11 protein-coding genes are annotated in these 13323 nt (G+C 68.4%); 4 read left to right on the top strand and 7 right to left on the bottom strand.

The genetic code is table 11. From position 1 onward, the window contains the following. Positions 1–70: 70 nt before the first annotated feature. Positions 71–499 (bottom strand): Hsp20/alpha crystallin family protein, encoded by a 429-nt coding sequence (locus KUD94_RS01475; protein WP_218238151.1) that lies wholly within the window; start codon positions 497–499, stop codon positions 71–73. Between the two features lie 110 nt (positions 500–609). Here KUD94_RS01475 and KUD94_RS01470 point away from each other — a divergent pair, with 110 nt between their 5' ends. From KUD94_RS01470 to KUD94_RS01460, 3 genes are read left to right on the top strand one after another with little or no spacing between them, the layout of a single operon-like run. Further along, the gene (locus tag KUD94_RS01470) at positions 610–3183 is read left to right on the top strand and encodes an FtsX-like permease family protein (RefSeq protein WP_218238150.1); all 2574 of its coding nucleotides are present in this window, start codon (positions 610–612) and stop codon (positions 3181–3183) included. Between the two features lie 26 nt (positions 3184–3209). Next, positions 3210–4277, top strand: a complete 1068-nt coding sequence (locus tag KUD94_RS01465) for a PLP-dependent cysteine synthase family protein (RefSeq protein WP_218238149.1) — start codon at positions 3210–3212, stop codon at positions 4275–4277. Continuing rightward, positions 4277–5377: a carotenoid 1,2-hydratase gene (locus tag KUD94_RS01460; RefSeq protein ID WP_218238148.1), complete on the top strand. Its 1101-nt coding sequence runs from the start codon at positions 4277–4279 to the stop codon at positions 5375–5377. The genes KUD94_RS01465 and KUD94_RS01460 overlap by 1 nt, the downstream gene beginning before the upstream one ends. Before the next feature lie 30 nt (positions 5378–5407). On the opposite strand, the gene KUD94_RS01455 is transcribed toward KUD94_RS01460, so the two are convergent. The 6 genes from KUD94_RS01455 to KUD94_RS01430 form a co-directional block, all read right to left on the bottom strand. Continuing rightward, complete coding sequence (locus KUD94_RS01455; RefSeq protein ID WP_255569283.1) at positions 5408–6301, bottom strand: branched-chain amino acid ABC transporter permease; 894 nt, start codon at positions 6299–6301, stop codon at positions 5408–5410. A 94-nt stretch (positions 6302–6395) separates the two neighbouring features. Beyond that, on the bottom strand, positions 6396–7280 hold the full coding sequence (locus tag KUD94_RS01450; protein ID WP_218238146.1) for a branched-chain amino acid ABC transporter permease: 885 nt from the start codon (positions 7278–7280) through the stop codon (positions 6396–6398). Positions 7281–7317: 37 nt separating this feature from the next. Beyond that, a complete protein-coding gene (locus KUD94_RS01445) occupies positions 7318–8535 on the bottom strand; it encodes an ABC transporter substrate-binding protein (RefSeq protein ID WP_218238145.1) in 1218 nt (405 codons plus the stop codon). Positions 8536–8571: 36 nt separating this feature from the next. Continuing rightward, positions 8572–9285 carry an ABC transporter ATP-binding protein gene (locus KUD94_RS01440; RefSeq protein ID WP_218238144.1) on the bottom strand — a complete coding sequence of 238 codons (714 nt, stop codon included), beginning with the start codon at positions 9283–9285 and terminating at the stop codon, positions 8572–8574. 13 nt (positions 9286–9298) lie between these two features. After that, positions 9299–10072 (bottom strand): ABC transporter ATP-binding protein, encoded by a 774-nt coding sequence (locus KUD94_RS01435; RefSeq protein ID WP_218238143.1) that lies wholly within the window; start codon positions 10070–10072, stop codon positions 9299–9301. A 353-nt stretch (positions 10073–10425) separates the two neighbouring features. Continuing rightward, positions 10426–11931, bottom strand: coding sequence for a sigma-54-dependent Fis family transcriptional regulator (locus tag KUD94_RS01430; protein WP_218238142.1), 1506 nt, complete (start codon positions 11929–11931; stop codon positions 10426–10428). A 107-nt stretch (positions 11932–12038) separates the two neighbouring features. On the opposite strand from KUD94_RS01430, the gene KUD94_RS01425 reads away from it, so the two are divergent. Then, positions 12039–13283: a M20 aminoacylase family protein gene (locus tag KUD94_RS01425; protein WP_218238141.1), complete on the top strand. Its 1245-nt coding sequence runs from the start codon at positions 12039–12041 to the stop codon at positions 13281–13283. Positions 13284–13323: the final 40 nt, after the last annotated feature.

Genomic DNA, 13323 nt, shown 5'->3' with positions numbered 1-13323 from the left:
CCTTGCTGCCGGGGGCAGCAAGGCCTGTGTCAGGCGCAGTGCACGCGCCGCAAGCCGGCGCGGCTGCAGCTTATTCCACTGCCAGGCGCTGCACCTTGCCTTCGGTCTTCTTGGGCAGGTTCAGGGTCAGCACGCCGTTGTCGTACTTGGCCTTGGCCTTGGCAGCGTCGACTTCCATGGGCAGCTGAAAGCTGCGCGCGACCGAGCCGAAATAGCGCTCGCTGCGCAGCACCTTCTCGCCGTCCTTCTTCTCGTCGTGCTGCTGCACCTCGGCGCGCAGCGTGACCACGGCGCCGTCGATGGACACCTGGATGTCCTCCTTGGGCACGCCGGGCAGCTCGGCCTGCACGCAGTAGCTGGCGTCGTCTTCCTTGACGTCGACGCGGATTTGCGAGGGCTGGGGCAGCGCATCACCGTGCAGCGGGCGCACGTAAAAACCGGGCGCGATGTCACGGAAAAAGTCGTCGAACAGGCTGCCGCGGGTCATCAATGCATTCATGTCGTAACTCCTTGAGGGTGAACTGGCCGCGCGTATGGCGGCATGCACCCAAGATGCGCGCCCCTGGCCGCGTTTCAAGGGGCGCGAGCGGCGGCGGACAATCGGCGCCCATGCGCGGCCTCTTCCTCAGCTTCTCCTGGCAGGACTTGCGCCGCCACCCCTGGCGCGCCCTCGCGGCGGTGCTGGCCATCATGCTCGGGGTGGCGCTGGCGCTGGCGGTGCAGTTGATCAACGCCAGCGCGTTTACCGAATTTGCCCAGGCCACGCGCGCCGCCAGCGGCCAGAGCGACCTGCAGGTGCGCGCGCGCCAGGGCCGGCTGCCCGAGGCGCTTTTTGGCGCTCTGGTGCAAAGCCCGCTGGTGCTGCGCGCCAACCCGGTGCTGGAAGCGCGCGTGCAGGCGAGCGCCGGCGCGCAGCAGAGCCCGCTGCGCCTGCTCGCGGTCGACAGCCTGGTGTTGCCCGGCATGGCGCCGGCGCTCATGCCCCGCCCCTGGCCCGAGAGCGCACGCACCAGCCTCTTTGCCGCCGCCACTGTGTTCCTGAACGCCAGCGCGCTGCAGGCGCTGGACTTGCCCCGGGGCCCCGCCACTGTAGAGCTGCAGGTGGGGCTGCAGCGCCTGCCGGTGGCGGTGGCCGGCAGCGTGGCCGCCGGCGGTGGCCCGCTGGCGGTGATGGACATCGGCGCGGCGCAGGACTTGCTCGGCCAGGGCGGCTGGCTCAGCCGCGTGGACCTGCAGCTTGTGCCGGGCGCGACGCAGCAGGCGCTGCTGCGCTCGCTTGCGCTCACGCCGGCGCAGGCCGACGCCCTGCTGCTGAGCACGCCCCAGGCGGAGAGCAGCCAGATGGACCAGCTCTCGCGCGCCTACCGGGTCAACCTCACGGTGCTGGCGCTGATTGCGCTGTTCACCGGCGCCTATCTGGTGTTTTCGGTGCAGGCGCTGGCGGTGGCGCGGCGCCAGCCGCAGTTTGCGCTGCTGGCGGTGCTCGGCGCGACGCCGCGCCAGCGGCTGTGGCTGGTCTTGCGCGAAGCGAGCGCGCTGGGCCTGCTGGGCAGCCTGCTGGGCGTGCTGCTGGGGGCGCTGCTGGCCGCGCTGGCGCTGCGCCTGGCCGGAGGCGACCTGGGCGGCGGCTATTTTTCCGGCACCAGCCGACTGCACTGGAGCAACGGCGCCGCCCTCGCCTATGCGCTGCTCGGCCTGGGCGCCGCCTGGGCCGGCGCATGGTGGCCGGCGCGCAGCGCCCAGCGCCTGCCGCCGGCGCAGACGCTCAAGGGTCTGGGCATGGCGCTGCCTGGCGCCAGCGTGCACCGCCTGGCGCTGCCCGGCCTGGCCATGCTGGCGGCCAGCGCGCTGCTGGCGCAGGCACCGCCGGTGGCGGGCATGGCGCTCGGGGCCTATGCCTCGGTCGCGCTGCTGCTGGTGGGCGGCATTGCGCTGCTGCCTTGGCTCACGCAGTGGCTGCTCGGCGTGCTCGCGCCCTGGGCCGGCCGCCATGCGCTCGCGCTGCTGGCGCTCGAGCGCGCCCGGCGCACGCGTGGCGCAACGGCGGCGACCGTGGGCGGCGTGGTCGCCGCGCTCAGCCTGGCGGTGGCACTCACGGTGATGGTCACGAGCTTTCGCCAGTCGGTTCAGCAATGGCTGGACGCGATGCTGCCCGCGCCCGCCTATCTGCGTGCAAGCGGCGCCGCCCAGGGCGACGACGGCGCGGTGTTCTCTGCCGCGCTGGTTCAGGCGCTGGAGCGCCTGCCCCAGGTGCAGCGGGTGCAGGCGCTGCGCACCAGCAGCCTGCGCCTGTCGGCCAGCCTGCCGCCGCTGGCGATCCTGGCGCGCCCGCTGGACGCGCAAGCCGAACGCAGCCTGCCCCTGACCCAGGCCGCGGTGCCCGCGCCGCCCGGGCGCATCCCGCTGTACGTGAGCGAGGCGGTGCTGGACCTCTACGGCGTGCGCCCGGGTCGGGACTGGCCCGAATTTTCCAAGGCATTTCGGCCGCAAACCCAATCCCCGCAAGCGCAAGAAGCTCTCTTTTTCATATCTGGCGTGTGGCGCGATTACGTGCGCCAGACGGGCGCGGCGGTGATGGCGCGCGCGGACTTCATCCGCCTGAGCGGCGACGAGCGTGCGAGCGAACTGGCGCTCTGGCCCGCGCCGGGCAGCAGCCTAGGCGCGCTGCAGGATGCGGTCTTGGCCGCGCTGCGCGCCCGCGGCGGCGCGGCGCAGGCGCTGGAATTCAGCCGCACCGACGCCATCCGCGCCCACACCCTGCAGCTCTTTGACCGCAGTTTTGCGGTCACCTACTGGCTGCAGGCGGTGGCCGTGGGCATAGGCTTGTTTGGCGTGGCCGCGAGCCTGTCGGCCCAGGTGCTGGCGCGGCGCAAGGAGTTCGGCTTGCTCACCCACCTGGGCCTGACGCGCCGGCAAATCCTCGCGGTCGTGAGCGGCGAAGGCACGGCCTGGATGGCAGTGGGCGCGGCCGCGGGCACTGCGCTCGGGCTGCTGGCGGCGCTGGTGCTGGTGCGGGTGGTCAACCCGCAGAGCTTTCACTGGAGCATGGACACGGTCGTGCCCTGGACTCGCCTGGCGCTGCTGGCGGCGGCCGTGGTCGTGGCCGGCGCCCTCACTGCCTGGCTCACCGGCCTGGCGGCCGCAGGCCGCGACGCGGTGCTGGCCGTGAAGGAAGACTGGTAGTCCGCCACGCGCGTCACAATCCGGCCATGAAACCCCAGACCTGCTCCACCTGCACCTGGCTGCACCAGGCCGTGGCCCGCATCGAGGCCGACTACCAGCGCAGCGCCGACACCCACCTGATCCCGATTCCGCTGCCCGGCTACGCCAGCGCGGGGATAGACCTGTACCTCAAAGACGAATCGACCCACCCCACGGGCAGCCTCAAGCACCGCCTGGCGCGCTCGCTCTTCCTGTATGCGCTGTGCAACGGCTGGGTGCACGAGGGCTCGACCATCGTCGAGGCATCGAGCGGCTCCACCGCCGTGAGCGAGGCCTACTTCGCCCGCCTGCTCGGCTTGCCCTTCGTCGCGGTGATGACGCGCAACACCTCGGCCGAGAAGGTCGCGCTGATCGAATTCCACGGCGGGCGCTGCCACTTCGTGGACACCGCTGCCCAGGTCTACGACGCGGCGCGCGCCATCGCGCAGGAGAGCGGCGGGCACTACATGGACCAGTTCACCTACGCCGAGCGCGCCACCGACTGGCGCGGCAACAACAACATCGCAGAGAGCATGTTCGAGCAGATGCAGCGCGAGCGCCATCCCGTCCCGAGCTGGATCGTCGTGGCCGCAGGCACCGGCGGCACCAGCGCCACCATAGGCCGCTACACGCGCTACCAGCGCCACGCCACGCGCCTGTGCGTGGCCGACCCGGCCGGCTCGGTCTTCGCCGACTACTGGGCCAGTGGCGACGCCGCGCTCACCGCGTGTGGGTCACGCATCGAAGGCATAGGGCGCCCGCGCGTCGAGCCGAGCTTCATCCGCTCGCTGGTCGATCGCATGGAAGTCGTGCAAGACGTGGACTCCATCGCCGCGATGCGCGCGCTCTCGCGCATTCTCGGGCGGCGCGTCGGGCCATCGACCGGCACCAACTTCTCGGTGATGATGGCCCTGGCAAACGAGATGCGCCGCCGGGGCGAGCAAGGCTCCATCCTCTCGCTGCTGTGCGACGCGGGCGAGCGCTATCTGAACACCTACCACGACGACGCGTGGGTGAAGAACACCCTGGGCGACTGCGCGGGCGCCGAGGCCCGCTTGCAGGGCCTGCTCACCTGATGCGGCGCCGCCAGATGCTGCGCGGCCTGGGCGCGCTCGGCCTGCCTGGCTTCAATGCTGCGGCCTGGGCCCTGCCGGTGCGCACGCTGCGGTTTCCGCGCGACCACGGCAGCCACCCCGAACTGCGCACCGAATGGTGGTACATCACCGGCCAGGCGCGCACGGCCGAGGGCTTGTGGGGCTTTCAGATCACCTTCTTTCGCTCGCGCGTGGACGCGGCGCAATCCCTGCAATCGCGCTTTGCCGCGCGCCAGTTGCTGTTTGCCCATGCCGCGGTCACCGACCTGCGCCGCGGCCGCCTGCTGCACGACCAGCGCGTGGCGCGCGCAGGCTGGGGCGTGGCCGAGGCCTCCAGCACCGACTGCGCGATTCGGCTGCAAGACTGGTCGCTCACGCGCACGCCCCACGGCGGGCCGGGCGACAGCCGCTACGCCATCCGGGCAGGCGCCGCCGACTTTGCGCTGGAGATCGACGCCAGCAGCACCCAGGCGCCGCTGCTGCAGGGCGACGCCGGCCTTTCGCGCAAAGGCCCGCATCCTGATGAAGCCAGCTACTACGTGAGCCAGCCGCAGCTGCAGCTTGCAGGTGCATTGAGCGTAGCCGGGCAGCGCATGCCACTCACCAGCGGCGAGGCTTGGGACAACCGTGCCTGGATGGATCACGAGTGGAGCGAAACCCTGCTTGCCCCCGATGCCGTGGGCTGGGACTGGATCGGCATGAATCTGCGCGGCGGCGGCGCGCTCACCGCCTTTCAGCTGCGCCGCGCCGACGGCAGCGCGCTGTGGGCCGGCGGCTCGTTGCGCCCCTCGGGCGACGCGCCGGTGCAGGTCTTCGGCAGCGACGAGGTGCGCTTCACGGCGCAAGGCCATTGGCGCAGCGCCCTGAGCGGGGCGCGCTACCCCGTGCGCTGGCGGCTGCAAACGCCTGCCGGCAACTATGGCATCACCGCACTGCTCGACGACCAGGAGCTCGACAGCCGCGCCTCCACCGGCGCAATCTACTGGGAAGGCCTGAGCACGCTGCGCGACGAAGCCGACAGGGAAATCGGCCGCGGCTACCTGGAGATGACGGGCTACGCCCAGCCGCTGCAGTTGCGCTGAAACGCGGACTGCCGGCGGCCCAAGTGACGCTCAGAGCGACTTCTTGAGCCAGTTGCCGATCTCGCCGACGATGCCGCGGCGAAACAGCAGCACGCAGATGACGAAGATCACGCCCTGCACCACGGTCACCCAGGCGCCCAGCTCGGCCAGGTAGTTCTGCATGGTGACGATCACCGCCGCGCCGACGACCGGCCCGAAGATCGTGCCCATGCCGCCCACCAGCGTCATCAACACCACCTCGCCCGACATGCCCCAGTGCACGTCGGTGAGTGAAGCCAGTTGAAACAAGATGGCCTTGGTCGCGCCCGCCAGGCCCGAGAGCGTGGCCGACAGCACGTAGGCACGGTGCTTGAACTTGTCGGCGTCGTAGCCCAGCGAGATCGCCCGTGCCTCGTTCTCGCGTATCGCCTGAAGCACCTGGCCAAAGGGCGAATGCACGATGCGGTAGATGAGCGCGAACCCGATCACGAAGATCAGCAGCACGAAGATGTACATCGCGGTCGGCTGCGACAAGTCGATCAGGCCGAAGAGCTTGCCGCGCGGCACCGCCTGGATGCCGTCCTCGCCGTGGGTAAAGGGCGCCTGCAGGCTGAAGAAGAACACCATTTGCGCCAGCGCCAGCGTGATCATCGCAAAGTAGATGCCCTGGCGGCGGATCGCCAGCAGGCCCGTCACCCAGCCGAGCGCGGCAGTGCAGGCAGTGGCAAAGAGAACGGCCAGCTCCGGCGTGAAGCCCCAGACCTTGGCCGAATGCGCGGCCGCATAGCCGGCGCCACCGAGAAACATCGCATGACCGAAGGACAACAGGCCGCCAAAGCCGAGCAAAAGGTTGAAGGCGCAGGCGAACAGCGCAAAGCACATCACCTTCATCATGAAGACCGGATAGACGCCGAGGAAGGGCGCGGCGATCAGCACCACCATCATGAGGACGAACACCGTCAAATGGGTGCGCCGCGCGGCCTTTTCCAGCTCGGCCGCGGAAGCGTGTACCGGGGTACTCACTGCTGTGTTCATGGATTTACTTTTCTGCGCCAAACAGCCCTGCCGGTCGCAGCAGCAGCACGATGGTCATGATGACGAAGATCACGGTAGTGGAAGCCTCGGGGTAGAAGACCTTGGTCAGGCCTTCGACCAGCCCCAGGCCGAAGCCGGTGACGATGGCGCCCATGATCGAGCCCATGCCGCCTATGACCACCACGGCAAACACGACGATGATGAGGTCGGCCCCCATGAGCGGCCCGACCTGGTAGATGGGCGCGGCCATGACTCCGGCCAGCGCCGCCAGACCCACGCCGAAACCGAAGGTGAGCGTGATCATGCGCGGCACGTTGATGCCGAAGGCCTGCACCAGTTGCGGGTTTTCGGTCGCGGCGCGCAGATAGCCGCCCAGGCGCGTGTGTTCGATCACGTACCAGGTCAGCAGGCACACGACCAGGGACGCGACGATGACCCAGGCGCGGTAGTTGGGCAGGAACATGAAGCCCAGGTTCTGCCCGCCCGAGAGCTGCGCCGGTATCGCGTAGGGCAGGCCGCTGGAGCCGAATTCATTGCGAAACAGCCCCTGGATGATCAGCGCCAGCCCGAAAGTGAGCAAGAGGCCGTAGAGGTGATCGAGCTGGTAGAGGCGCTTGAGCATGGTGCGCTCGAGCACCACGCCCACCGCCCCGACGATGATCGGGGACAGCAGCAGGGCCCACCAGTAATTGAGGCCCAGCTTGTTGAGCAGCAGATAGGCCCCGAACGCGCCCATCATGTAGAACGCGCCGTGGGCAAAGTTGATGATGTTGAGCAGGCCGAATATCACGGCCAGCCCGAGCGAGAGCAGGGCGTAGAAGGAGCCATTGATCAGCCCGATGAGCAGCTGCCCCATCAAGGCCTGCACGGGAATGCCGAATATGTCCATTGGGTAACGCCCCGCTTCTCTTCGATATCCGCCGCTCTTACTTCACCAGCGGGCAATTGCCGTCCTTGAGCGGACGGAAGGCCTGGTCTGCCGGGATGGTCTGCACCAGCTTGTAGTAGTCCCAGGGGCCCTTGGACTCGGCCGGCGTCTTCACCTCGAACAGGTAGGCGGGATGGATCTTGCGACCGTCTTCGCGCACCACGCCCTTGCCGAACAGCGGATCGTCCGTGGGCAGCTTCTTCATCTCGGCCACCACCTTGGCGCCGTCGGCATCCTCCTGCAGTGCGTCCACCGCCTTCAGGTAGTGCAGCATGCCGGCGTACACGCCTGCCTGGGCCGAGGTCGGCATCTTGCCGCCATGGCGCTCGCCAAAGCGCTTGGACCATGCGCGCGCGCCGTCGTCCTGGTTCCAGTAGAAGGTCTCGGTCAACTGCAGGCCTTGCGCGGTCTGCAGGCCCAGGCCGTGCACGTCGCTGATGAACACCAGCAGACCGGCCATCTTCTGGCCGCCCTTGACGATGCCGAACTCGGCCGCCTGCTTGATCGAGTTGATGGTGTCGTTGCCGGCGTTGGCCAGGCCGACGATCTTGGCCTTGGAGCCCTGGGCCTGCAGCAGGAAGGACGAGAAGTCCGTCGTGCCCAGCGGCACCTTGACACTGCCCAGCACCTTGCCGCCGTTGTTCTTCACGACCTCGGAGGTGTCCTTCTCGAGCGCGTGGCCGAAGGCGTAATCGGCGGTCAGGAAGAACCAGCTGTCACCGCCGCTCTTGACCACGGCCGAGCCCGTCCCATGGGCCAGCATCCAGGTGTCGTAAGTCCAGTGCACGGTATTGGCGTTGCAGGACTTGCCGGTCATGTCCGAGGAGCCGCCGGTCGAGTCCACCAGCACCTTGTTCTTTTCCTTGACCACTTCGGCGACGGCGAACATCACCGAGGAGGTCGGCACGTCCAGGATCATGTCCACGCCTTCGGAGTCGATCCACTTGCGCGTGATGCTGGAGCCGACGTCGGGCTTGTTCTGGTGATCGCCCGAGACGACCTCGATCTTGAGCTTGGAGCCGGTCTGCTTGACGTAGTCCTCGGCCGCCATCTTGGCCGCGACGACCGAGCCCGGGCCGGAGAGGTCGGCATAGGGGCCGGACATGTCCGAGAGCACCCCGATCTTCACCACGCCACCGCTCACCTCGGCGTGCGCCAGGCCGCCGGCAGCCAGGCCGATGCCGGCAATCAGGGAACACAGCAATTTGCGTTTCATCAGATATCTCCTCGTAGGTGATGCAGGGTTGGGAAATCAGACACTCAGGTACTGGTGCAGGGTCTGCATGTTGCCTTGCAGCTCCGCGGCGCTGAGTTCGCGCAGGATCTGGCCACGCTCCATGATGTAGAAGCGGTCGGCCAGCGGCGCGGCAAAGTGAAAGTTCTGCTCGACCATGAGCACGGTGAAGCCCCGGGTGCGCAGCTCGCGGATCATGCGCGCCAGCGCCTGCACGATAACGGGCGCCAGGCCTTCGGAAATTTCGTCGAGAAGCAGGATCTTGGCCCCGGTGCGCAGGATGCGCGCCACCGCCAGCATCTGCTGCTCGCCACCCGACAGGCGCCCGCCGGGGCTGGCGCGGCGCGCCTGCAGGTTGGGGAACATGGCATAGATCTCGTCCACGCCCATGCCGCCTTCGGCCACCTTGGGCGGCAGCAGCAGGTTCTCTTCGCAGCTCAGCGAGGTGAGGATGCCGCGCTCTTCCGGGCAGTAGCCCACGCCCAGGCGCGCGATCTGGTGCGGCGCCATGCTCACCGTATCCACGCCGTTGATCTCTATGCTGCCGCTGCGCCGGCCCACCAGGCCCATGAGCGCGCGCAGACTGGTCGTGCGGCCCGCGCCGTTGCGCCCGAGCAGGCTGACCACCTCGCCGGCCTGCACGTGGAAGTTGACGCCATGCAGGATGTGGGACTCTCCATACCAGGCCTGCACGTCCTTGAAGCGGATGGCGGTCGTTTGGGATGCGTTCATCGTCTGCCTGCCCTCATTCGCCGATGCCGGCGAGCGCCTCGTTGCTGCTGCCCATGTAGGCCTCGAGCACCTGGGGATTGCGCGACACCTCCGAATACGGTCCCTCGGCGATCACCTGGCCGAACTGCAGCACGGTGATCGTGTCGGCAATGCGCCCGACCACGCCCATGTTGTGCTCCACCATCAGCACCGTGCGGTTGGCCGCCACCTTCTTGATCAGCTCGGTGATCATCTCCACGTCCTCATGGCCCATGCCCTGCGTGGGCTCATCGAGCAGCAGCAGCTTGGGGTCAACGGCAAGCGTTGTGGCAATTTCCAGCGCCCGCTTGCGGCCGTAGGGCAGCTCCATGGCCTTGAGATGGGCAAACTCGGCCAGACCGACGTGCTCCAGCAGCTCCATGCACCGGCCGTTGAGCTGGTCCAGCGTGCGCGAGGAGCGCCAGAAGTTGTAGCTCGTGCCCAGCGTGGGCTGCAGGCCGACGCGCACGTTCTCCAGCACCGTCATGTAGGGGAAGGTCGACGAAATCTGGAACGAGCGCACCATGCCCCGGCGCGCCACCTGGGCCGGCTTCTCGCTGGTGATGTCCACGCCCTCGAACAGGATCTTGCCGCGCGTGGGCTCAAGAAACTTGGTGAGCAGGTTGAAGCAGGTCGTCTTGCCCGCGCCGTTGGGGCCGATGAGCGCATGGATCGCGCCCTTTCTGACCGAGAGCTTGACGTCACTCACTGCAGTGAAGCCCTTGAACTCCTTGGTCAGGTGCGAGGTTTCGAGAATGTATTCACCCATTGCCGGACAGCGCGCACCGCCAAACCACTGCGGAACCGCCGTATGCCTCCCTTGTCTTGCCGCGTCGCATCGTAAACCCTGTTGAATGGCGTTCACCTCGGGATAAACGCCTATGGTCCTGAAAAACAAAAGGGTTAACCCTTGTCATGGCCTGCCGCGCCCCTTGTGCGTGCAAGCCGAAAGGCTGTGCAGCCACAGCGCCATTCGCCCACTTGCAAGCGCCATCGCCGCAAGACGGGATGCATGAAGCATGCCATACCCCGGACAGCAAGCCCTGCATGCCGGGTCCAAGCAAGCGTTCAAGTGGGCCGGCTGAAATACAAGCATTTTTTGTCTCTATTTCAGGCACGCGTTCAATTATTTGACATTGCGCCGAGCCGATCGTAGAGGGTGGCGCGCGAGATTCCCAGCTGGCGCGCTGCCAGCGCCTTGTTGCCCCGGCATGCCTGCAGCGCCGCGGCGATGGCGCGGCCCTCGAGCTCCTGCACCTGCTCGGCCAGGGGCCGCAGCAATGCCTCGGTATCGTGGGGTGCGGGCATGGCGGGGAGCGGCGCGGCCGCCGCCGGGACGCTCGGTTCCTGGCCCGATTCACGCAGCACCGCTTCGAGCTGCCCCGCATCGATGGCCAGCGAATCGCTTCTGAGCACTGCCTGCTCGAGTACGTTGCGCAGCTCGCGGATGTTGCCGCGCCAGGTCTGGGCACGTAGCAGCGCCATGGCCTCGGGCAGCAGTTCGGGCTGCACCGCGCCGCTGCGCTGGGCCAGGTCTTCACCCAGCACCTCCACCAGCGCGGGGATGTCCTCGCGCCGCTCACGCAGCGGCGGCACGCGGATCGGCAACACGTTGAGCCGGTAGTACAAGTCCTCGCGAAACTTCCCTTCGCGCACCAGCGCGGGCAGATCGCGGCTGGTGGCGGCGATGATGCGCACGTCCACGGGCACCAGTTGGTTGCTGCCCAGCGGCTCGATTTCCGCTTCCTGCAGCACGCGCAGCAGCTTGGACTGCAGGGCCAGCGGCATGTCGCCGATCTCGTCGAGAAACAGCGTGCCGCCGTCGGCCAGCTTGAACTTGCCCTCGCGCCCGCGCCGGTCCGCGCCGGTGAACGAGCCGGCGACGTAGCCGAAGAATTCCGCCTCGAGCAAGGTGTCCGGCACCGCCGCGATGTTCACGCTCACGAAGGGGCGCGCAGCGCGCGCCGAGGCGGCATGGATGCCGTGGGCCAGCAATTCCTTGCCCGTGCCGGTTTCTCCGAGCAGCAGCACCGGGCTGCTGGAGACCGCCGCCCTGCGCGCGCGGCGCTTGACCTCGACGGCGGCGCTGCTCGTGCCGATGAAACCCGCGAGCGTGTATTTGGCGCGCCGCCCGCCCAGGGGCTGCGCGCTGCGCTGCACCGCGAGCTCGCGCCGCGCATCCTCCAGGTCTTGTTGCAGGCGCGCGAACTTGGCAATCAGCGGCTGCAAGGTGGTCTCGGGCTGGTCGAACAACACCATGCCGATCGCGCCTATCACCGCCCCGCCCTCGCCCAGCAGCGGCAGGCGGCTGACGACGAAGGTGCCCGCGCGGTTGGTCAGCAGATCAATCAGCACCGGCTTGCCGGTTTCCAGCACGCGGCGCATCTGGGTGTTGGGTATGACCTCCTCGACCAGGTGACCGAGAAAGTCGTCGATCGAATTCAGCCCCAGCGCCGGCAGAAAGCGCCGGTAGCCCTCGTTGACCCAGACGATGCGTGCATGCACGTCGATGATGAACATGCCCTGGCTCAGGCTGGACAGCAGTTGGAACATCGAGCGCACCGCAAGGTCGAGAATGCCTTGCGGCTCCAGGGGCAGTTGCGCGGTGTGCGGCACGTCGGCAGGCATGGCGCGATGGTAGCGGCTCGCGCGGCGGCGCCCGGCCTGCACGCGGCCGTGCATGCGGCAGGCGGCGGGGGCTTACGCAGGCCTGGCCGCGCCGCTAGACTGCCAGCATGAAGCTGATCGAACCGATACTCGCGCAGGCTGCGGCGCTGACCCAACTGCGGCGTGACATCCACGCGCACCCCGAGCTGTGTTTCGAGGAAGAGCGCACCGCAGCGCTGGTGGCCGAGCGGCTGCGCCACTGGGGCGCCGAGGTCCATGCCGGCCTGGGCAGGACTGGCGTGGTCGGCGTGGTACATGGCCGCGACGGCGGCAAGAGCGGCCGCGCGCTGGGTCTGCGCGCCGACATGGACGCGCTGCCGATGTCCGAATTCAACACCTTCGCCCATGCGAGCACGCGCCCCGGCAAGATGCACGCCTGCGGCCACGACGGGCATACCGCGATGCTGCTGGCGGCGGGCCAGTACCTGGCGAGCGCACGCGACTTCGACGGCACGGTCTACCTGATCTTCCAGCCGGCCGAAGAAGGCGGCGGCGGCGCGCGCGAGATGATCGGCGACGGCCTGTTCACCCGCTTTGCTATGGAGGCGGTGTTCGGCATGCACAACTGGCCAGGAGTGCCCGCCGGGGTGCTGGCGGTGAGCAGCGGGCCGGTCATGGGTTCGAGCAACGAATTTCGCATCACCATCAGCGGCAAGGGCGGACATGCCGCGATGCCGCACATGGGCACCGACCCCGTGCCCATCGCCTGCCAGCTGGTGCAGGCCTTCCAGACCATCGTCTCGCGCAACCGCAAGCCCGTCGATGCCGGCGTGATCTCGGTGACCATGATCCACGCGGGCGAGGCCAACAACGTGATCCCCGACGCCTGCGAGCTGCAGGGCACGGTGCGCACCTTCAGCTTCGAGACGCTCGATCTGATAGAGCGGCGCATGCGCGAGATCACCGAAGGCCTGTGCGCGGCCTTCGGCGCGAGCCACCACTTCGAGTTCCAGCGCAACTATCCGCCGACCATCAACACCGCCTACGAGGCCGAGTTTTGCCGGAAGGTGATGCGCGAACTCGTGGGCGCCGAGCGCACCCGCAACCAGGAGCCGACGCTGGGCGCGGAAGACTTCGCCTACATGCTGCAAGAGCGCCCGGGCGCCTACTGCTTCATCGGCAACGGCGACGGCGCGCACCGCGGCAGCTACGCCGGCGGCGGGCACGACGCCGGGCCCTGCACCCTGCACAACCCGCACTACGACTTCAACGACGAGCTGATCCCGCTGGGCGCGAGCTACTGGGTGCGCCTGGCACAGGCCTGGCTCGCGCACACGCCGCCCGCCGATCGGGCGCCGGCGCGCCCCGCCTGAGCGCCGCTGGCCTGCCGCCCTGCCCGCGCCGATGTCCACG

It is taken from the genome of Comamonas sp. NLF-1-9, assembly GCF_019195435.1.
In the GTDB taxonomy this organism is placed as follows: Bacteria; Pseudomonadota; Gammaproteobacteria; order Burkholderiales; family Burkholderiaceae_C; genus Comamonas_C.
This window is presented reverse-complemented; position numbering and strand designations above follow the sequence as displayed.

Bases quoted from the DNA above. Each gene is read 5' to 3' on its own strand.
- KUD94_RS01470 (WP_218238150.1), top strand. From the start codon at position 610: ATGCGCGGCCTCTTCCTCAGCTTCTCCTGGCAGGACTTGCGCCGCCAC.
- KUD94_RS01460 (WP_218238148.1), top strand. From the start codon at position 4,277: ATGCGGCGCCGCCAGATGCTGCGCGGCCTGGGCGCGCTCGGCCTGCCT.
- KUD94_RS01455 (WP_255569283.1), bottom strand. From the start codon at position 6,301: ATGATGGTGGTGCTGATCGCCGCGCCCTTCCTCGGCGTCTATCCGGTC.
- KUD94_RS01435 (WP_218238143.1), bottom strand. From the start codon at position 10,072: ATGGGTGAATACATTCTCGAAACCTCGCACCTGACCAAGGAGTTCAAG.
- KUD94_RS01465 (WP_218238149.1), top strand. From the start codon at position 3,210: ATGAAACCCCAGACCTGCTCCACCTGCACCTGGCTGCACCAGGCCGTG.
- KUD94_RS01450 (WP_218238146.1), bottom strand. From the start codon at position 7,280: ATGGACATATTCGGCATTCCCGTGCAGGCCTTGATGGGGCAGCTGCTC.
- KUD94_RS01430 (WP_218238142.1), bottom strand. From the start codon at position 11,931: ATGCCTGCCGACGTGCCGCACACCGCGCAACTGCCCCTGGAGCCGCAA.
- KUD94_RS01440 (WP_218238144.1), bottom strand. From the start codon at position 9,285: ATGAACGCATCCCAAACGACCGCCATCCGCTTCAAGGACGTGCAGGCC.
- KUD94_RS01475 (WP_218238151.1), bottom strand. From the start codon at position 499: ATGAATGCATTGATGACCCGCGGCAGCCTGTTCGACGACTTTTTCCGT.
- KUD94_RS01445 (WP_218238145.1), bottom strand. From the start codon at position 8,535: ATGAAACGCAAATTGCTGTGTTCCCTGATTGCCGGCATCGGCCTGGCT.
- KUD94_RS01425 (WP_218238141.1), top strand. From the start codon at position 12,039: ATGAAGCTGATCGAACCGATACTCGCGCAGGCTGCGGCGCTGACCCAA.